The 21,146-nt window shown below is 32.8% G+C and carries 17 protein-coding genes; 8 read left to right on the forward strand and 9 right to left on the reverse strand.

The window, feature by feature from the left end:
* Positions 1 to 201: 201 nt before the first annotated feature.
* Both CHB81_RS02410 and CHB81_RS02415 read right to left on the reverse strand, forming a co-directional pair.
* Positions 202 to 804 (reverse strand): RsmD family RNA methyltransferase, encoded by a 603-nt coding sequence (locus CHB81_RS02410; RefSeq protein WP_089350302.1) that lies wholly within the window; start codon positions 802 to 804, stop codon positions 202 to 204.
* Entirely contained in the window at positions 801 to 1,622 is an 822-nt protein-coding gene (locus CHB81_RS02415) for a DUF3822 family protein (protein WP_089350303.1), read from the reverse strand. The genes CHB81_RS02410 and CHB81_RS02415 overlap by 4 nt, the downstream gene beginning before the upstream one ends.
* Positions 1,623 to 2,040: 418 nt before the next feature.
* Between CHB81_RS02415 and CHB81_RS02420 the strand changes: the two genes are divergently transcribed.
* On the forward strand, positions 2,041 to 3,465 hold the full coding sequence (locus CHB81_RS02420; protein ID WP_089350528.1) for an ATP-dependent RecD-like DNA helicase: 1,425 nt from the start codon (positions 2,041 to 2,043) through the stop codon (positions 3,463 to 3,465).
* Positions 3,466 to 3,628: 163 nt separating this feature from the next.
* Positions 3,629 to 4,459, forward strand: coding sequence for a 4,5-DOPA dioxygenase extradiol (gene ygiD / locus CHB81_RS02425; RefSeq protein ID WP_089350304.1), 831 nt, complete (start codon positions 3,629 to 3,631; stop codon positions 4,457 to 4,459).
* A 211-nt stretch (positions 4,460 to 4,670) separates the two neighbouring features.
* Here ygiD and CHB81_RS02430 read toward each other — a convergent pair whose 3' ends face one another.
* Positions 4,671 to 6,011, reverse strand: coding sequence for a PQQ-binding-like beta-propeller repeat protein (locus CHB81_RS02430; protein WP_089350305.1), 1,341 nt, complete (start codon positions 6,009 to 6,011; stop codon positions 4,671 to 4,673).
* Positions 6,012 to 6,126: 115 nt separating this feature from the next.
* On the opposite strand from CHB81_RS02430, the gene CHB81_RS02435 reads away from it, so the two are divergent.
* The 3 genes from CHB81_RS02435 (at position 6,127) to CHB81_RS02445 (ending at position 8,033) form a co-directional block, all read left to right on the forward strand.
* Positions 6,127 to 6,615, forward strand: a complete 489-nt coding sequence (locus tag CHB81_RS02435; protein WP_089350306.1) for a hypothetical protein — start codon at positions 6,127 to 6,129, stop codon at positions 6,613 to 6,615.
* 38 nt (positions 6,616 to 6,653) lie between these two features.
* Complete coding sequence (gene kdsB, locus CHB81_RS02440; protein ID WP_089350307.1) at positions 6,654 to 7,385, forward strand: 3-deoxy-manno-octulosonate cytidylyltransferase; 732 nt, start codon at positions 6,654 to 6,656, stop codon at positions 7,383 to 7,385.
* 162 nt (positions 7,386 to 7,547) lie between these two features.
* Positions 7,548 to 8,033, forward strand: coding sequence for a hypothetical protein (locus CHB81_RS02445; protein WP_089350308.1), 486 nt, complete (start codon positions 7,548 to 7,550; stop codon positions 8,031 to 8,033).
* Between the two features lie 61 nt (positions 8,034 to 8,094).
* On the opposite strand, the gene CHB81_RS02450 is transcribed toward CHB81_RS02445, so the two are convergent.
* The 4 genes from CHB81_RS02450 to CHB81_RS02465 all read right to left on the reverse strand — a co-directional run bounded on the left by CHB81_RS02450 (position 8,095) and on the right by CHB81_RS02465 (position 15,318).
* On the reverse strand, positions 8,095 to 10,506 hold the full coding sequence (locus tag CHB81_RS02450) for a thiamine pyrophosphate-dependent enzyme (protein WP_089350309.1): 2,412 nt from the start codon (positions 10,504 to 10,506) through the stop codon (positions 8,095 to 8,097).
* Between the two features lie 188 nt (positions 10,507 to 10,694).
* On the reverse strand, positions 10,695 to 13,445 hold the full coding sequence (locus CHB81_RS02455) for an aminopeptidase (RefSeq protein ID WP_089350310.1): 2,751 nt from the start codon (positions 13,443 to 13,445) through the stop codon (positions 10,695 to 10,697).
* Between the two features lie 280 nt (positions 13,446 to 13,725).
* Positions 13,726 to 14,454, reverse strand: a complete 729-nt coding sequence (locus tag CHB81_RS02460) for a TIGR00730 family Rossman fold protein (protein WP_089054389.1) — start codon at positions 14,452 to 14,454, stop codon at positions 13,726 to 13,728.
* Positions 14,455 to 14,970: 516 nt separating this feature from the next.
* On the reverse strand, positions 14,971 to 15,318 hold the full coding sequence (locus CHB81_RS02465; RefSeq protein ID WP_089350311.1) for a helix-turn-helix transcriptional regulator: 348 nt from the start codon (positions 15,316 to 15,318) through the stop codon (positions 14,971 to 14,973).
* Positions 15,319 to 15,512: 194 nt separating this feature from the next.
* Between CHB81_RS02465 and CHB81_RS02470 the strand changes: the two genes are divergently transcribed.
* The 3 genes from CHB81_RS02470 (at position 15,513) to CHB81_RS02485 (ending at position 17,182) form a co-directional block, all read left to right on the forward strand.
* On the forward strand, positions 15,513 to 15,755 hold the full coding sequence (locus CHB81_RS02470; RefSeq protein WP_089350312.1) for a hypothetical protein: 243 nt from the start codon (positions 15,513 to 15,515) through the stop codon (positions 15,753 to 15,755).
* A gap of 70 nt (positions 15,756 to 15,825) precedes the next feature.
* Positions 15,826 to 16,236 carry a hypothetical protein gene (locus CHB81_RS02475; protein WP_089350313.1) on the forward strand — a complete coding sequence of 137 codons (411 nt, stop codon included), beginning with the start codon at positions 15,826 to 15,828 and terminating at the stop codon, positions 16,234 to 16,236.
* Positions 16,237 to 16,519: 283 nt separating this feature from the next.
* A complete protein-coding gene (locus CHB81_RS02485) occupies positions 16,520 to 17,182 on the forward strand; it encodes an ATP-binding cassette domain-containing protein (protein WP_089350315.1) in 663 nt (220 codons plus the stop codon).
* A 54-nt stretch (positions 17,183 to 17,236) separates the two neighbouring features.
* Here CHB81_RS02485 and uvrA read toward each other — a convergent pair whose 3' ends face one another.
* Together uvrA and CHB81_RS02495 are read right to left on the reverse strand one after the other, a co-directional pair.
* Positions 17,237 to 20,071, reverse strand: coding sequence for an excinuclease ABC subunit UvrA (uvrA, locus tag CHB81_RS02490; protein ID WP_089350316.1), 2,835 nt, complete (start codon positions 20,069 to 20,071; stop codon positions 17,237 to 17,239).
* Positions 20,072 to 20,170: 99 nt separating this feature from the next.
* Positions 20,171 to 21,124: a Fic family protein gene (locus CHB81_RS02495; protein WP_089350317.1), complete on the reverse strand. Its 954-nt coding sequence runs from the start codon at positions 21,122 to 21,124 to the stop codon at positions 20,171 to 20,173.
* Positions 21,125 to 21,146: the final 22 nt, after the last annotated feature.

Raw genomic sequence — 21,146 nt, forward strand, 5'->3', positions numbered from 1 at the left:
TACGGAACGTAAAAAAAGCCGTATTTATTGGGTTACCAACGAAATGTTCCGATGGAACAAAAACATTTTAAAATCAATTTGTTGTGTTTTTCTAAAATCTTTAATTTATAATCTGGATTAAAATACCAACTTGAATTAATTAGATAAAACAAAAAATCCCTTGAAATTTTCAAGGGATTTTTTTTATGTTTAAAAACGAAATTATCCTTCGTCTTCTTCTGTTACTTTTATAGAATTATCCGGAAGTTCTTCATCGTCATCTGTTGAGTTCAATTCGAAGAAACTAAAGAAAGATCCACCGTAGTTTTTCTGGAAAGAAAAATTACTTAAATGCTCCATTTTAGTATATTTTGAATGCTCGATGATCATCATTCCGTCTTCGTGAAGTAATTCTCTTTCGAAAACCGTTAGAACAATTTTTTCAAAAGCATTCTGATCTAATCCGTAAGGAGGATCGGCAAAAATAATATCGTATGATGTTTTACAGTTTTCAAGAAACTTGTACACATCACTTTTTGTAGCAGCAATATTAAAGTCATATTCTGAAGCTACTTGTTTGACAAATTTTACGCATCCAAAATCTCCGTCAACAGAGGTAATTGGCGCACTTCCGCGTGAAGCGAATTCGTAACTGATATTACCCGTTCCTGCAAATAAGTCTAAAACCTTTAAGCCTTCAAAACTAAAATGATTATTCAAAACATTAAATAATGCTTCTTTACTCATGTCAGTCGTTGGTCTTACAGGAAGGTTTTTTGGCGGGAAAATTCGGCGTCCTTTGTATTTTCCTGAAATGATTCTCATGATTGAAATAAGATATAATGTTTTTGATTTTGTGCAGTTGAAAAGCTATTTCTTTGCTGTAAAGTGTCGACATTCATAAATGATATATAGCGAATGTACTTATACGCAATGGCATAAAATGGGTCGTTCTCGTCTATTGTACCTAATAACTCAAGAGGGAAAATTTCTGGATTTAAGTTCAATTGCTCGGCAGTAAATAGAATATAATAGATAAAATCCTCGGGTGTTTGATATTCAAACGAATTGAATAACAGTAATTTCTGATTTTGTACTATGATAATTTCAAAATGGCCAGGATTGAAATTAATAACCATTTTTTTCTCATCATGGTTTCGCGAAGCGTCTAATATTTTTTCGACCAAAATACTATTAGCATGTTTGTAATCGAAAGTACCAAACTGATCAATAAAAAAGTTGTTAATATTCACGTACGGAATATAAACCGAATTCATATGATAATTTGAAATCTGATCGTATGCAAAAAAATCAGTTTCAAAAACCTTTGTGTTGTATTGTAGGTAACTTCCAAGATAGTCTTCGTCAAACAAAGGCGTTGGTACAAATGTCGAAAGATTATTGTTGTGAATGACCAAAACTTCGTCGTACGTATCTTTTAACTCCGGATTATTTTTGAAAGCATCGCCAAAAAGCTCTTCAATTTTGGTCGCTTTATGAAAAGGATCAAACTGAATTTCTTTTAGAGAAGTTATTGTATTATTTAAAGTATCAAAACAACAAAATGACAATCCGGTCAGGGAAACCTGGATAGAAAGCTTTTTGTATTTTTTTGAAGTAATATTAGTATTTTGCAATGACATATTGATTTACAATTCGTTACCTGTTTTACAAGAATGAATTTAAGGCGACCACAAACTTACAAATTAAAAAGCAACAATTATAATTGCAATTTCGAAAAACAATTTTAATTAGGCTTTAAAATAGAGTTAAGAAAAAGTTTAGGACCTGTTCTTTTACCATATAAGTAGTATAAGTTCTTTAAATTGATGTGAATTAAACGGATTCGCTTTAGCGAATCAGTAAAATCAGCGTCTAATTTTGACGCAGATAAAACTGATTTACTTCGTAAAAATGCGGATAAAAACGGATTTGCTTTGCAATAATTGTATTTTTTAAAAGCTTAACTTAATGACATTGGGCTTCGGGATTAAAAAATTGGAATTTTATAAATTGATATTGATGTTTAAAAGCCCGTACTTTGTATTTCAATTTTACCTTATGAATTCATCACTGTTTTACGGCGTTTTACAAAAAAAGTTTCCATTTGCACCAACTTACAAACAGGATATTTTTTTTCAGAAAATCGCTATTTTCTTAACGGATACACATAACGATACCATTTTTGTATTAAAAGGATATGCGGGAACGGGAAAAACAACCGTGATTTCGACTATCGTAAATAATTTGGGAGATATCAATAAAAAATTTGTTTTGCTGGCACCAACCGGACGTGCGGCAAAAGTAATTGCCAATTATTCGAATACGCCAGCTTTTACGATCCATAAAAAAATATATTTCCCTAAAAAATCGGCTGGCGGAGGCGTAGCTTTTACCAAGCAATTGAACAAACATAAAAACACCATTTTTATCGTCGATGAGGCATCGATGATTTCAGATAGTAATTCGGACTCTAAATTGTATGATAACGGATCACTTCTCGATGATTTGATTCAGTATGTATATTCCGGAACCAATTGCAAAATGATTCTTTTGGGAGATACTGCACAGTTGCCTCCAGTAAATTTAGATATTAGTCCAGCGCTTGATACACAGACTTTAGCAATTCATTATAACAAAGAAATCGAGCATATAGAACTTGATGAAGTAATGCGTCAGGAGGAAAGTTCGGGGATTTTGTTTAACGCGACCGAACTTCGTGAATTACTAAAAGAAAGTTTTATTACCGAGTTTAAATTCAATGTCAAAAAGTTCAAAGACATTGTTCGTTTAACGGATGGTTACGATATTCAGGATGCGATTAATTCGGCATACAGCAATTATAGTATTGAAGATACAGCGTTTATAGTGCGTTCGAATAAAAGAGCAAATCAATATAATGAGCAAATCAGAACGAGGATTTTGTTTAAAGAAAGTGAACTTTCTGTGGGCGATTTTCTGATGGTGGTTAAGAATAATTATTTCTGGTTAAAAGAAACTGACGAAGCCGGATTTATTGCCAATGGTGATATTATTGAAGTTTTAGAATTATTCGGAATCAAAGAATTATACGGTTTTAATTTTGCGAAAGTAAAAATCAGAATGGTCGATTATCCGGAGCAAAAGCCTTTTGAAACCGTTTTACTTTTGGATACCATAAAAAGTGAATCTCCATCATTAACCTACGAAGAATCAAATCGTTTGTATGAGGAAGTAATGAAGGATTATGAAAATGAAACTACAAAATATAAGAAGTTCCAGAAGGTAAAAGAGAACGAGTATTTTAATGGTTTACAAGTAAAATTCTCTTATGCAATTACGTGTCACAAATCGCAAGGAGGGCAGTGGAACACGGTTTTTATTGAACAGCCGTATTTACCAAACGGAATCGATCGCGATTACATACGCTGGCTTTATACCGCTATGACACGTGCCAAAAATAAGTTATATTTGATAGGATTTAAAGACGAGAGTTTTATAGAATAGTTTTTTTGCCACGAATTTCACGAATGAGCACGAATTTTTTTTTAAAGTAATATGAATTATATTCATTGAATTACTTTTAATAAATATGCATAACTAGAAAAATTGCCACAGAGAATTAATTAGTGAAAATTAGTGAAATTCGTGGCAAAAAAATCTAAATATAATGACAACACTAAACGATTTACATTCGATTTCGTCTACGTTTTCGAATACAGATAAAATGCCGGTTCTGTTTTTAGGACACGGAAGCCCGATGAACGCGATTGAAGAAAATCAGTTTGTGGCTGGTTTCCGAAATCTGGCTAAAACATTGCCACAGCCGAATGCTATTTTGTGTATTTCGGCGCATTGGTTTACGAATGGAACCAAAGTTACTGCAATGCAAATGCCAAGAACTATTCATGATTTTGGAGGATTTCCGCAAGCATTATTTGATGTTCAATATCCCGCAAAAGGAAGTCCGGAATTGGCCGCAGTAACTAAAAAAATATTAGAACCTGTTCACGTTGATTTAGACGAGCATTGGGGTCTAGACCACGGCGCCTGGAGTGTGATCAAGCATTTATATCCGGAAGCAAATGTTCCGGTAATTCAGTTGAGTATTGATTATACCAAATCAGGACAATATCATTTTGAGCTGGCTCAGAAGTTACAATCGCTGCGTCACAAAGGAGTTTTAATTATCGGAAGCGGAAATATCGTTCACAACTTACGTTTGGTTGACTTCAGAAATTTCGATAAAGATAATTACGGTTTTGATTGGGCAATTGAAGCACGAGAAACGATCAATAATTATATATTAGACGAAAATTTTCAGCCTCTAATAGATTTTGAAAAAATGAATAAAGCGATTCAATTGGCGATTCCAACTCCGGATCACTATTTGCCTTTGCTGTACACTTTAGGTTTAAAAGAAAAATCAGAAGATTTGACTTTGTTCAACGATAAATTACTAGCCGGTTCTTTGAGTATGACATCAGTAAAAATCATGTAATATAACTTCGCGAATCTTTGTGCAACTTTGCTTAAAAATTCTACCGCAAAGCACGCTAAGATTTGATCTCGTATTAGGTTGATAAAACACAAAGTTCGCAAAGTAAGGTTATCCACAAAGCTTTGCGAACTTTGTGTTTTTTTAAACCTTGCAGATGAAAAAACTTTGCGTGCTTTGCGGTAAAGGTTTCACAAAGATTCACGACGTTTTTTTATTTGCCATTCTCTAGATTATAAGCATATAAATATCCGTCAGCACTTCCAAAAAAGATCGTGTTGTTGTTTATAAAGGGCGATGAAACAATTGATCCTAATTGGTAAAATTGATCCATTACTTTTTTGTTGTTATCATATAGCGAAAGATCTTCGTTTTGTCCTGTATATCCAAAATCTAAAAAATCATTTTTTAATGTAGAAGAAGCAAATTGCTTGCGATTATCAGTACTTATAAAATTAGATTTTTTGCCATTAGAACGTAAATCCAAAGAGAAGAAATTACCTGTAAAATCACCAAAATATATCGTGTTCCCTGCAATTGCTGGAGAAGTATAAACATAACCATTGGCTTTGAAACGGTATTTTTCGGCTCCGGTTTTGGCATCCAGCGCCAATAAAGCATAAGTATCTGATGTTCCTACATAAACCGTATTATCCTTAATAACTGCAGAACTTAATATCCAGGAACTTTGAGCGTCATATTTCCAGATTAGTTTTCCGGTTTTGGCATCTAAAGCAAAAAAGAACGGTTCTCTGGCTCCAAAATAAACTTTTCCATCAGAAACCGCTACAGACGATTGAATGCCTTTAAAACCCGTTTTTGTTCCTGTTGGGAAATTCCATAGTTCTTTACCTGTTTCAATGTTCAAAGCATATAATGTTGCATCCCAACCTCCAATATAAACTTTATCCTGATCGATTACAGGAGTTCCGTGAATTGGTCCGTTGGTTTTGAATTTCCATTTTAAAGCGCCTGTTTTGGCATCAACTGAATAAACATTTCCATCACTGCTTCCGAATAAAACTACTGCTGATTTTCCTTTTTCATACACAACAGGAGATGATAAGTAAAAATCCCATAGATCATCCATATATTGTGTTTCTGGTTTCATTCCGTCTATACCGGTTGCGCCAAGCCAGTGTTCTCCACCGGTTTTGAATTTCCAGATTAATTTTCCGTTTTCAGTATTTATGGCGTAATAATTTCCGTCGAAACTGCTAAAATAAAGGATGTTTTCAAAAGTACTTAACGAACTGTGAATCGCTCCGTCAGTTTTGAATTTCCATTTTGTTTCTCCTGATTTTTCATCAATAGCATAAAGAAATCCGTCTTCACTGCCAATATAAACTACGCCGTTTTTTACCAGTGGCGAAGCAAAAATTTTACCATCGGTTTTAAATTTCCACTTTAAGTCGCCAAGTGGCTGATATCCTTTTCCATCAAAAATGGGATTCGAAAATGCATTAATTATTTTAGGATTATTTTTTTGGCTTAAAGCAGAATTAAGAAAAAATAAATTCAATAAAAGCAGTATCAGAATCGACGGTTTTTTCATGATGTTTTTTCTTATAAATATAATTATTTTGTAATGCATTAGACTTTAGTTGTTTAAAAAATATGTTATAAATATCTTTTTTTAACTTGATCATGAATTGGTATATTTGTTTAATATGGAAATAGTAGAGAAGCAAATTAAAGTTTATAAAACATCTGGAAAAGTTTTTTTAAAACCATTGGCCCTTTGGGGGTTATTGATAATAATTCTTGCTGCCACTCTTGCATCTGTAGAAATAATTCTCATTTGGTTTGGAGGTATTGCAATTATCGGAACAATTGCGTTTCTGGTGTCGGGAACTTTAAAAATTACAATTGATTCAAATAAGAAGCTTGTAACTATAGAAAAAACAAATTTTCTTGGTAATTTATTGGAAACAAAAGTTTACTTATTGAATCGATATCATTTTAAAATTACTTCCAGAACATCTTATAGAAGTGGTAAACATTATTTTTTTTCGTTTAGAGATACCAGTTATAAAGGTGGAGAGCTGTATTATACTGACGTTCATTATACAGATGAATATTCTACTGGAGGGTTTTCTAAAAAGACGGTACAATTAATAGAAAATGATATTCAAAAAATACAGGATAAAAAAGTTTAGTTTTATCTGATAAATTCAAATTGAAAAAATAATTAAAAATGAAAATAATAGCTGTAATTCCGGCGAGATATGCATCAACACGTTTTCCTGCTAAATTGATGCAGGATTTGAGTGGAAAAACCGTGATTTTAAGAACTTATGAAGCAACTGTTGCAACAAAACTATTTGATGATGTTTTTGTGGTAACTGATTCTGATTTAATATTTGATGAAATTGTAAATCACGGCGGAAAAGCCATTATGAGCATCAAAGAACACGAATCAGGAAGTGATAGAATTGCTGAAGCTATTGCAAATTTAGATGTTGATATTGTTGTAAATGTGCAAGGCGATGAACCTTTTACAGAAGCTGGACCTTTAGAACAGGTTTTATCTGTTTTTAAAAATGATGAAGATCGCAAGATTGATTTGGCTTCGTTAATGCGTGAAATCACGAATGAAGACGAAATCAACAATCCTAATAATGTAAAAGTGGTGGTTGATCAATCACAGTTTGCTTTATATTTTTCTCGTTCAGTAATTCCATATCCTAGAGATAAGGATGTTGGTGTGCGTTATTTTCAGCATATCGGAATCTATGCTTTTAGAAAACAGGCTTTGTTAGACTTTTATAGCTTACCAATGAAGTCTTTGGAAGCTTCGGAGAAGTTGGAGCAACTACGTTATTTAGAATTCGGGAAACGTATTAAAATGGTCGAAACAACTCATGTAGGAATCGGAATTGATACTGTTGAGGATTTAGAGAAGGCTAGGGCTATTTTGAAGTCTTAGTTTGTGGGGAATGGTACGCGGATGACACGGATTCGCTATCGCGAAGACGCGGATTTTAAGCGTTTTTTTTATGCTTATTTTTATCAGACTGAGGGAAATCTTAGATTGCGTGATGGCATGCGGATGATACAGATTTACTAATGCGAAAACACGGATTATATTATGGATAGAAAAACTAAAGAATATGTAATTCAAAAATTGAAATGGCCTATTGGTTATTTTGATTATGTTGGAAATTATTTTGTTTTATTTATGCCTTTATTATTGATTTATGCTGGTATAACTAATTACGAAAGAGATAATGACGGACCGTTTTTGATATCAGTTGGAATGATTTTCTTGATTTATATCGTTTTTAGAATTGAATCCGAACGTAGATTTAAGGAATTAATTATAACAAAAGATTTGTCTACAAATGAAATTGGAAAATTGTTGCAAAGAAATAAATGGATTTTGACTGATCAAGGAGATGGAACTTTGAGTTTTTATACAAATTCTTCTCTATTTTCTGATGGTCAAAAGGTCACAATAATTAAAGTTGCAAAAGAAAAAATATTGATTAATACTTTGCCTGCCGGAAGAGCTCCATTTACTTTTTTTAAAGAGAAGCTTAATTATGAAGAAATAAAAAAGATTTTACAAGTATAAATGAAAAGCTCCAGATTATTATAATTTGGAGCTTTTTTTATATTGAAACCGAACTAAATTCTTAGTATAAACTTGGGTATTTAGATGGATTAACTTCATGCATCATTGAATAAACTTTCTCGAAAATATCTTCGGCAGAAGGTTTAGAAAAATAGTCTCCATCAGTTCCATAAGCTGGTCTGTGTTCTTTTGCAGCAAGAGTTTGTGGTTTGCTATCTAAATAATTATAAGCGTTTTGCTCTTCCAGAATTTGTTGCAAAATAAATGCTGAAGCTCCTCCGGGAACATCTTCGTCGATTACTAAAAGACGATTTGTTTTGGCGATACTTTTTACAATATCTTTATTAACATCAAATGGAAGTAGGGACTGAATATCGATTACTTCGCAATCAATTCCTAAATCCAATAATTCAATTGCAGCTTGTTCTACTAATCTTAAAGTCGATCCGTAAGAAACTAAAGTAATATCTGAACCTTCTTTTAGGGTTTCAACTACACCAATTGGTGTTTTGAATTCTCCAAAATTAAGTGGTGTTTTTTCTTTTAAACGGTATCCATTCAAACATTCGATTACTAAAGCTGGTTCATCAGTCTCTAAAAGAGCATTGTAGAATCCTGCAGCTTGCGTCATGTTTCTAGGAACCAGAACGTGAATTCCGCGAATAGCGTTAATAATCATTCCCATTGGAGAACCAGAATGCCAGATACCTTCAAGACGGTGACCACGGGTTCTGATAATTAATGGTGCTTTTTGTTTTCCAACAGTTCTATATTGAAGTGTAGCCAAATCATCACTCATGATTTGAATCGCGTACAATAAATAATCTAAATACTGAATCTCAGCAATTGGGCGTAAACCTCTTAAAGCCATCCCAATACCTTGTCCAAGAATAGTTGCTTCACGAATACCAACATCGGCAACACGAAGTTCACCGTATTTTTCCTGCATACCTTCAAGGCCTTGGTTTACGTCACCAATATTTCCTACGTCTTCACCAAAAATTAAAGTTTCTGGATATTTGGTAAACAAAGCGTCAAAATTGTCACGTAGAATCATACGTCCGTCTGAATCCGGTTTTGCATTTTCAGCATATTGAGGAAGTACTTTTTGTACAGAGAATACATTTTTGTCAGAATCGGAGTATAAGTTACTGCTGAATCTTCCTTGTGTAATTCCAATATAATTGGTAATCCAGTTTGATAATAAAACTTTACTATTTGGAACTTCGATAAAGCGTAAAATTTTTCTTGCGATAACAAGCATTTCCTTTTTTAGAGGTGATTTTATAGCGCTTAATTCCGAAATATATTTTTGGATTCTTTCTTTATGATTGATACTTGCCGCAGCAATTTGCTCCAATAATACTAAAAGATTTTTTTGATCTTCGATAATTGGGTCTATGAACGAGTTCCACGCTTCTTTTTTAGCTTCAAGAACTTCTTTTTTCAATTCAAAATCAATTTCAGCTAATTCCTCAGGCGATGCAATATTGATGGCGATCATCCATAAACGCATCTGACGAATACAGTCGAAATCTTTTTCCCAAGCAAGTCTTTCTGCATTTTTGTAACGTTCGTGAGAACCTGATGTTGAGTGTCCTTGTGGTTGTGTTAATTCGTTTACGTGAATTAAAACAGGAATATGTTCTTCACGCGCGATTGCACCGGCTCTTTCATAAGTAGAAACCAGCTCAGCATAATCCCAGCCTTTAACTCTAAAAATATCGTAACCTTTAGCGTCTTCGTCGCGTTGGTACCCTTTTAGAATTTCAGAGATATTTTCTTTGGTAGTTTGATGTTTAGCGTGAACCGAAATTCCGTATTCATCATCCCAAACACTCATTACCATCGGAACTTGTAAAACTCCGGCAGCATTTATAGTTTCAAAAAACAAGCCTTCAGAGGTACTTGCGTTTCCTATAGTTCCCCAGGCAACCTCATTTCCGTTTACAGTAAATTTGTCTTTGGTTGTAATACCATCAACATTTCTGTAAATTTTTGAAGCCTGAGCCAATCCCAATAATCTTGGCATTTGTCCTGCTGTTGGAGATATATCTGCGCTTGAATTTTTTTGTTTTGTTAAGTCTTTCCAAGACCCGTCTTCGTTTAAACTGTGCGTTACAAAGTGCCCGCCCATTTGTCTTCCGGCAGACATTGGATCAAAATCTAAATCAGTATGACCGTATAAACCTGCGAAAAATTGCTTTGGAGTCAATTCGCCAATTGCCATCATAAAAGTTTGATCGCGATAGTATCCGGAACGGAAATCTCCGTTTTTAAAGGCCTTTGCCATAGCAAGCTGTGGCACCTCTTTTCCGTCTCCAAATATTCCAAACTTGGCTTTTCCGGTTAATACTTCTTTACGACCTAATAGACTACATTCGCGGCTGGTTACTGCAATTCTGTAATCGCTCAATACCTCAGTTTTGAAATCTTCAAATGTTAATGTAGTATTGCTTTTTTCTTTTATCATAATCTTGGAGGGTCATGTTTAGACTGCGAAATTACTTAAAAACAATCAATAATCATAATTCTTTAAAATAAATATAATTTAATTATCTGTATTTAAAATCAAAAAACTACGTACTTTTTTTGAGATATTTTTATGTATAAATTGTTTTTAATGATAATTATGCAGGTTTTTATTTAAAATTCATTTGATTAGAACCATTTTCTGGTGAAAAGATTGACTAATGTTTTTGGTGATAAAGTGATCACAAACCGTATTTTTTCGTCGTAATTTTTTTGCGAAATCTCCCAACCGTTATTCGAATAAACCGGAAAATAGAGTTCAAAGTAGTCAGGAACCAGATTTAAACGTAAGCCGCTATCATAAACAAAGCGCTCGCTTTGATGTTTATTTTTCATAAAACCTATATCGCCATACAATTCAATCCAATTCCAGATCGAATAACTGGCATTCAAAGTTGTCATCCATTGATCGGCATATCCGGGAACAATTTTTGACTTAAAACCACCTTCAGCCATCACAAATTGCTGACTAAAGAAACCAGTACTTTCAGATCTTCCATAAAAATTATAATCAAATAAATAATCTGTTGGTCTGTCTAAACCAAAACTAAAATAATCTGAGTTCGTCGTATTGTATAAAAAGCTTCCGGCGTAGAATCTTAAATTTAATTTATGATTGTTTTCGAATAATCTTCGGTATTCAATTTCGCCGGCCAGTTTCCCAAAATCTCCGGCAAACTGAAAGTCTGTCATAAAACTAAAATGATTAATTAATTCGGTTTTTGTATTAGAATAACGTGCATTGAAAATAGAATAATTTGGTTTAGAATTATCCGTTATATATTTACTCGCTTCACGATTTACAATAACCTGACGAAACATAATCAACTGTTTTCTATTGTCTCTAAAGTTTTCTTCACGAATTCGAAACTGAACCATTGGGTTTAATCTCAAATAAGTAGCATCTGGTGCGTAGTGAAAATAATTTTGACTTATCGAATATCTCACATTATACAAGGTGCTATTTCTATAATATTCACTCCACGAAAATGCCGAAGAACCAGAAAATGTTCCCGCATTTATAGAATAAGCCGGATTTATATCAAATGTAAACGGTTTGTCCAGAATCGTTTTATTATGAAAACGAACCCCAGGCGTCAAACCATCGTATAAGTTATAAGTAAGCGTAGGAATGTATAAAATCTGATTGTAATATGGATCTTCTAAATCTTTGGCAAAATTAAATTTTATCGGACGATTCGTTATGACTAAGCTTTTCAATGATTTCCAGTTGTTTCTCTGGTTGTATTCCGGAACTTCATTATCGTAGTTTATAACTATTTTATCTGCATTTTTTCGATCAAATTCATAAATCGAATCATTGTTTTTAGGTTCAATCCATTTTTTAAATACAACATCATTTTTTTTAAGTCCATAAATCGGTATCGGAACAAAATTATCTGTTTTATTTTTTATCTTAAACTGTACGCTGTCTTTAGTTCTCGAGACATTCGTAAATTTATAATCGATAATATCGCGAGAATCTATAATCGTATTAAAAAACCAACTAATGTCTTTTGCGCTATTTTTGGTTAATATTTTTTCAAAGTCATATCGATTCGTTTGCTCATTTTTGTTCAGATTATAGAATTCCTGCACACTTTTAGGAACTATATTATGATTTAAATAATCGTCCAGATAGCTTAAACTTAAACCTGCGCGATATTTACTTGCAATTTGTTCGTTGAATTTTATTAAAGTATTTTTTGGATCACCAAGCGGTTGATCCAGATTTTTTCTCGCCATTAACATATAGTAATAGCTGTATTGCTCGTTAAAAGTCAGATTTGTAATGTTATAACTGTCAAAGAGTTTCATCTCAGAAAGACGACCAAGCATCTTTTGATCCAAATGATTTTCTTCCATGTATTTCATCATGGCATAAATCTGGATTCCGTCATAAACCCAATTGTCTTTTCGGGGATCAAGACGCAAACTATTCTTTAGATAATTGTTCAGATATGTTTTCAAAAAAGTAATCTCGAATATAAAATCATCAGAAAACGGACTTATAAACGACGGTAATTGGTTTAATCCATAAAAAGGATTCCTGTCATAATCAGCCTGAGAAACCATTATTCTCTCGTGAGGATATTTCCCAATAAACTCATCTGCAAAATTAGAAACTCTATTAATGATAAGTGCTCTTTGAATCTCGTCGAGTTTTTTTGTTTTTAAATCCGAAAGGACTTCTACAATGCCATTAGTATAACTTCTGAAACTGTTTTGTTTTTCGATAAAAAAGTTAAAATCTGTTCTGTTGTTTCCGGTAAAGAGATAAGAGCTAAAAGTAGTATTCGAAGTATCTTTTGAAACCGAATTTAAATCGGTTGTAATAGAATAATTTGTTGGAATTTTTACTTCGACCTCATAATTAGTAGCTGCATTGGCAATATCCTCTAAATTGAAATTGTTGTTTTTTATAAAACTATGGTTTTCAAATCTCGCAGGACTTAAAAACCAGTTTTTTAAATTCATTCCGCCATTTTGATCAAAGCCATAACGGGTGAATTTATTACTCGGAATTTTAGAAATATAGGTAATGTGTAAATCTATTTTTTCGCCCGGACGCAATTTATGACTTAGTTTCACCACGATAAAATCAGGATTTTTTGTAGTTCTTTCCCATTCGAGTGCCATATTATCGGCATCCATCAGATTTATAATCGTAGTATTTCCTCTTTCTGCGGGTTTAGCCAGATGAAAACCCCTGTAAAATTCATCCGAAAAGCGTTTTGCAAGCGGTGTGTTTTTGTCTGAGAAAGCATTATTCCAATCGTTTAGAACGATCGAACTCAAGGTATCGTTTGAAGTATTGTAATACGTAATATCCTGTTTTACATTCAGCGTTTTAAGTTCGAGATTAACCGCCACCTCCATCTTAGACTGGTGTTGTGCGTACTGTTTTATCGGGCTTAATAAAACTAAAACAAATAATGTAATTCTATAAATTGGTTTCAAGGATAGTTCGGATATTTGTGAATATAACTTAAATTACGAGCATATAATTGTTTTGGTTTTATGTAAAAATAGCATAAAAAAAGCTGTTTTAAAAAACAGCTTTCAATTTTTGTGATACTTAACGTTATTTATTCATTTAAGCAATTATTTTCCTTTTTATTAAAGTTACATTAACTTAAATTACGATATAACTTAAAAGTTAGAAATTTGGACTTAAATCGTATTTTTTATAGAATTTATCTAGAACGTCAACTACTTCATCTTCAGTGTCTACTATTTTAAATAAGTTCAAATCTTCAGGGCTTACCGTGTGCATTTTTTCAACCAAAACCGTTTTTACCCAGTCAATTAATCCAGACCAAAATTCAACACCAACCAGAATAATTGGGAATTTCCCAATTTTCTTAGTCTGAATCAAAGTAATTGCCTCAAACATTTCATCTAAGGTTCCAAAACCTCCAGGCATAACCACAAAACCTTGCGAATACTTAACGAACATTACTTTTCTCACAAAGAAATAATCGAAATTCAGGTTTTTATCGTGATCAATATAAGGGTTAAAATGTTGTTCAAATGGCAATTCGATATTTAATCCAACCGAAGTTCCGCCGCCTAAATGTGCACCTTTATTTCCAGCTTCCATAATTCCGGGACCACCTCCTGTGATTACACCGTAACCTGCCTTACTGATTTTATAGGCAATTTTTTCAGCTAATAAATAATATTTATCATCTGGTTTTGTTCTCGCCGAACCAAAAATCGATACACACGGACCAATACGTCCCATGCTTTCATATCCATTTACAAATTCAGCCATGATTTTAAAAATCGCCCAGCTGTCATTTGTTCTAATTTCATTCCACGTTTTTTGTTTCAAACGGTCCTGAATTACTTTGTCCTCATCATTATCAAAATCTTCTAATCTCATTTTAGGTATTTTAATTATTTATATTTTTATTTCTAGCTGTGTCGTTTTTATTATTGTAATCCTGAGCGTAGTTGAAGGAGCTATTTACTTCGTCAGTTCGCTATCGCTCGTGTCCTGCTGTCCGCTATATTTTTTGCTTCCGAAGCCTCGGGACCGCCACAAAATGATGTTTCCCGACACTTCAGGGCTAGGTACCAGTTTTCAATTGAACTTTTGTTTTTATCCCCTGAAAAATTTGTCAAAATCAAAAACTTTGACAAAAAGGGCGTACTAAATTACTGCTTTTTTTGAGAATTGTTACCGAAATGAGGATTTATTAATTTAAATGTAACATTTCTTTAGCGATGTTTTTGGTTTGAGATTCATTATCAGGAGATTGGTAAATTGGAATGACTAACGGTATTTTCTAGAAATTCACTAAGTCAATTATTAAAGCTTGACTTTTCAAGAAATTTATATTTTTATTAATAGTCAATCAACTGTTGCAAAATCATTGCATATTAATACTAGATAATTTTATGTGCCTTTTTTTTCAAAAAGTTTTAATAATTGATTCAATTTATTAGAGATCTCATTTACTTGATTTGGATTTATTTTAATTTTGATTTTCAATGTAGTAGCTTTAGAATTATCTTTTTCCTTGTGTTCGTGATTATTGCTATATGTCGTATTATCGGATTCAAAAATTTGATCGATCTTAACGTTTAATATAATTGCCATTCTTTTCCATTCGTCATCTGATATTTTAATTTGTCCGTTTTCTCTCCTATTATATTGTGATTGATCCATAAATAATAGTTCAGCAAATTCTTCTTGAGATAATTTTTTTTCCTTTCGTTTGGCTTTTAATTTTAGTTTTATCATGATATATTTTAGGCTTTTATGATTGCATTAAATTTAAATAAATATAAGTTTTATTTTGTTAATATTCGCAAAAACACATAATGTGCTTTATATTCACATTTTTAATTTCAAGAAAATAAGTAATATTTGTCTTACGTTAAAATTGTCGTGATATTTTATGTAGTTTTTAATTATTAATCTTTAAATAATCCAAAATGAAAAAAATAATTTATTCTGCTATTGCATTGATGGCATTTGTAAGTGTATCAAATGCAAATACTAAAGAAAATGTTCAATATCTTGTTTCTGAAGAAAGTAAAACAGTTCAGACTGAATTAATTGCTTTTGATAAAAGTGAAACTATAGATTTAGAATCTGCTGTTGGCCCTAGTAATGTGGACAGTGATTTTGCCGGGTTTGTTTGTTGGTTGTTTAGCATGCGCTGTCAACCGATTTAATTTGTAAAAAGTAATTTAGCACAACTATAGATTTATTTATAGTTGTGCTTCTGTTATAAAATGAGTTATTATGAAAATTAAAATAAAGGAAATTTTCTTTTTAAGTATGATCTTCGTATTTTGTGATTGCTATATCTATTCACAAGAAATAAAATTGGTAGGACGATGGATAAATAGTGAAGAGTTTGCTAGTATTAATTCTATAGAATTTAGTGAAGATAATTTGGCAGTAATGTTTCAAAATGCTAACGCTTCTCCAACGTTTAGTTTTATTACAGATTTTAATAAACAACCTGTATGGATTGATATGACAGTTGTTAAAAATGGTCATGAAGTAAAGATCTTAGGATTACTAGATTTTATTAATTCTGATAAAATAAAGATGGAGCTTTTCTATGGGAACTTAAAGGAGCATCCGAGTTCTTTTTCCTTGATTAGCAATTCGCAAAGTCAATTGTATATTTTTAATAGAGTAAAATAAATGCTGAAAGTTATATTTAAATATTTTTGGGATGTTAATTTATTCAATTTTATTTACTCTTTCGTTTTAGGTATTTTATTTTTTAATTATATCTATATACCTTTTATTTTTGCAACTATTGGTACTTTTTTTGGGATTTTAAGTTTTAAATATTTTTATAGCAATGAATATTATTTCTATCATAATTTAGGATTTACTGAGCTAAGATTGAATATGACGGTTTTATTTTTTAATGTTTTTATATCAATTTTTGTTTTTGCAATTTATTATTTAGTGAAATAACATGAGCTTTTTAGAAATTAAAAATTTAAATAAATCTTTTAGAGGAAAGCAAATTCTGAAAGATTTGTCTTTAGAAATTAGTACAGGTGAGATAAATGTTATTTTTGGAAGAAACGGGAGTGGTAAATCAACTTTTCTAAAACTTATTTATGGAACTATAATTCCCGACAGCATTGAAGTTAGAATTGATGGAGAATTAATTAAAGATAATAATGTTATTTTAGATAATAGAATTGGGTACTTGCCGCAAAATAATTTTTTACCCAAGAATCTTAAAGTTTCAGAAATAATCTTGATGTATTTTAGCGATGCTAATAAACAAGATAAAGTATTTTATGCTCCTCGAATAAACTCCATTCAGAATCGAAAAATTGGGCATTTGTCTATGGGTGAAAGAAGGTATCTAGAAATTATTTTACTAGGCAATTTAAATCACAAGTTTTTATTATTAGATGAACCTTTCTCAATGGTTGAGCCATTATTTGTAGAAATAATTAAAGATTTTTTAAATACTTTAAAAGATGCAAAAGGAATAATTCTGACGGATCATTATTATCAAGATGCGATGGAAATTGCAGACAAAATTTTCTTAATAAAAGATGGTATAAAAATTAAGATTAATGAGAAAAATGATTTAATCAAACATGGATATTTGACTACTTAGAAATTAAGTAAATCTTTGTCAAAGTTTTAAAACTTTGGCAAAGATATCATGATTCTAATTCTCTAATTCTTTTTTCAAAAACTTCGCTGTATAGCTTTTTTTATTTTTAGCTACTTCTTCAGGAGTTCCTTTGGCGATTAATTGTCCGCCGCCTTTTCCGCCTTCGGGACCAATATCTATAATATAATCAGCTAGTTTAATCACGTCCATATTATGTTCGATAACCAGGATTGTATTTCCTTTATCTACCAATTTATTAATCACATCCATTAAAACACGAATGTCTTCAAAATGCAATCCGGTTGTAGGTTCATCTAAGATATAAAACGTATTTCCGGTATCTTTTTTAGATAATTCTCCGGCAAGTTTTATACGTTGCGCTTCACCACCGGAAAGCGTTGTACTTTGCTGCCCAAGTGTGATATATCCTAAGCCAACATCCTGAATCGTTTTTACTTTTCTATAAATCTTCGGAATCATTTCAAAAAACGGAACCGCTTCATCAACCGTCATATTCAATACATCCGAAATTGATTTTCCTTTGTAACGAATCTCTAAAGTTTCTCTGTTAAAACGTTTTCCCTGACACGTTTCGCATTCAACATAAACATCCGGTAAAAAGTTCATTTCGATAGTTCTAACACCAGAACCTTCACAGGTTTCGCAACGTCCGCCTTTTACATTGAAGCTAAAACGTCCTGCTTTGTAACCACGAATCATACTTTCAGAAGTCATCGTAAACAAGTTTCTTATTTCGGTAAAAACTTCTGTATAAGTTGCTGGATTCGAACGTGGCGTTCTTCCAATCGGGCTTTGGTCGATATCAATTACTTTGTCAATATGTTCCAGACCTTCAATCTTTTTATAAGGCTGTGGTTTTTTTACGCCATTAAAATAATAAGCGTTCAAAATAGGATAGAGGGTTTCGTTGATCAAAGTCGATTTTCCACTTCCTGAAACTCCCGTAACGCAAATCAATTGTCCTAAAGGCAATTCGATCGAAACATTTTTTAAGTTGTTTCCAGTTGCTCCAGACAGCTTTAAGAACTTTCCGTTTCCTTTACGACGCTCTTTCGGAATCTCTAATTTCATTGTACCATTCAAATATTGAGCGGTAATGGTGTTCGATTTTAGAGTTTCTGCCGGAGTTCCAATACTAATGATTTCTCCGCCATATTTACCTGCTTTCGGACCAATATCAATAACATAATCGGCACGCTCGATCATATCTTTATCATGTTCTACCACGATAACCGAGTTCCCTATATCACGTAATTGTTCCAAAGAATGAATCAGTTTTTCGTTATCTCTTTGGTGCAAACCAATACTTGGTTCATCAAGGATATATAAAACACCCACCAATTGTGAACCTATTTGGGTTGCCAATCGAATACGCTGTGCTTCACCTCCCGAAAGTGATTTTGAACTTCGGCTTAAAGCCAAATAATTCAAACCAACATTCATCAGGAAGTTCAAACGGTCTTTTATTTCTTTTACGACTTCTGATGCAATCAAAAGTTGTTTGTCTGTTAAATGTGCATTTAAATCCTGAAACCAAGTCGTTAGATCTGAAATATCCATATCACACAATTCAGTGATATTTTTTCCATTAACTCTAAAAAACTGCGCTTCTTTTTTCAAACGAGAACCTTCACAAACCGGACAATTAATTTCGTCCATGAAGTCTTTTGCCCAACGTTTTATAGTTGTTGATGCACTTTCGTCATATTGATTTTTGATGAAATGCGAAATTCCTTCAAAATCAATTTTATAATCGCGCGTAACGCCTAAATCTTTTGAGTTTACGGTGAATTTTTCTTTTCCGCCATGCAAAATCATGTTCATGGCTTCTTCCGGAATCTTCTCGATTGGATCTGTCAGTTTGAAACTGAATTTTTCTCCAATAACTTCTAATTGTTTAAAAATCCAAGACGATTTATATTCACCAAGCGGAGCAAAACCTCCGGCTTTAATCGATAATTTGGGATTCGGAATGATCTTTTTGACATTGATTTCGTGAACTGTTCCTAATCCATTACAATGCGGGCAAGCTCCTTTTGGGGAGTTGAAAGAGAATAAATTAGGTTCCGGATTTTGATATGAAATTCCGGTTGTAGGACACATTAAATTTCTACTGAAATAACGTACTTCATTGGTATCCTGATCTAAAATCATCAAGACATTTTCGCCATGATGCATTGCTGTATTAATACTTTCTGCCAATCGTTTTTGATTGTCTTCGGTATTTTCAATCAGCATTCGGTCAACTACAATTTCGATGTCGTGAGTTTTGTAACGATCGAGTTTCATTCCCGAAACCAAATCCTGAACTTCGCCATTTACACGAACTTTCAGGAAACCTTGCTTGGTAATTTGTTGGAATAACTCGGCATAATGACCTTTTCTGGCTCTAATAATCGGAGCGAGAATATTGATTCGTTTTCCGTTAAAATCCTGTATGATCAAATCTTTAATCTGATCATCAGAATAAGAAACCATTTTCTCGCCGGTGTTGTAACTGTAAGCATCGGCACCACGAGCGTAAAGAAGTCTTAGGAAATCATATATTTCAGTAATAGTCCCAACGGTAGAACGCGGACTTTTACTGGTTGTTTTTTGTTCAATTGCGATAACAGGCGAAAGTCCGTCAATTTTGTCGACATCAGGACGTTCTAAACCGCCAAGAAACTGTCTCGCATAAGCAGAGAAAGTTTCCACATAACGACGCTGTCCTTCGGCATAAATGGTATCAAACGCCAAAGATGATTTCCCCGAACCCGAAAGACCGGTAATTACAACCAGTTTTTCACGAGGAATGGAAATATCGATATTTTTCAGATTATGAACCCTTGCACCAAGAACTTCAATAGTATTGTCTTTTTCTAACATAATTTGAGCAAAACGCAAAGTTACCACTTTGATTTGTTCTTTTAGTACTAGAGAACAAAACTTTATGTTACAAATAGTAACAAAAAACGCTAACCTAAGTTAGCGTTTTCTTTTTCTTGTTGCCATATATTCTTCAATTGCTTCTTTGGTTGTATACCAGTTTCGACCTTCTTTATAAGCGTCTATTTTACCTGTTCTGGCAAGTAAACTAACATATTCCTGACCGTATGGAGCACTAGGTTCACTTACAATATCTATAATAGGTTGGAAATCATAACTGCTTCCCGGCATTGCATTTAAGTAAATATTGAGCGTTCGTTCTAAAGCCTGACACATCAAAAGCGTTAACTTTTGATAATTACCATTATTAGCCTGATTGAGTGCTTCATAATACTTTTTTCTATCATTTTTAAGGATTATAGCCGGAGGAAAACCACAACGCATCAAAATTAAATTCATGCTTAAACGAACCGTACGACCGTTTCCGTCAAAAAAAGGATGAATCCAAACTAGTTTATGATGGTAAATTGTTGCCAGTTCAATATCGTTTAAACCTAACGGATTTGTATTGATAAACTCAATTAATTCATCGAGATAATCTGAAACTTTATTGGCATTTGGAGGCATAAAATTAGCGCCTGAAATACGTACGCCACCGTTTCGTAAACGTCCTGCAAAATCATCTTCGATAGAACGTAAAACCAATCCGTGAATCGATAAAATATCGATACTTCTCAGGCTATAATTAGTATCAACAATCGAATACAAATAATCAATTGCTTTGTCGTGATTGTGCGTTTCAAAATGTTCCCGAAGCGATTTTCCTTTAATCGTAATTCCTTCCTGAATAACCATTTGGGTTTCACGTAAACTCATGGTATTTCCTTCGATACTGTTTGAATTGTAGGTCCATTCTAAAGATAAGCTCTCGCGAATTTTGTGTAAAGCGATATTGGGCAATGGTCTGCTATTTTGCAAATCAAGCCTTTTTTGGTACAATCGATCAAATGTCGATTGAAATTCTTCTCTGTATGTTAGGTCTATATTCCACATAATCCCACAAAGATACTTCTTA

The sequence above is a fragment of the Flavobacterium sp. ov086 genome (assembly GCF_900187965.1).
In the GTDB taxonomy this organism is placed as follows: Bacteria; Bacteroidota; Bacteroidia; order Flavobacteriales; family Flavobacteriaceae; genus Flavobacterium.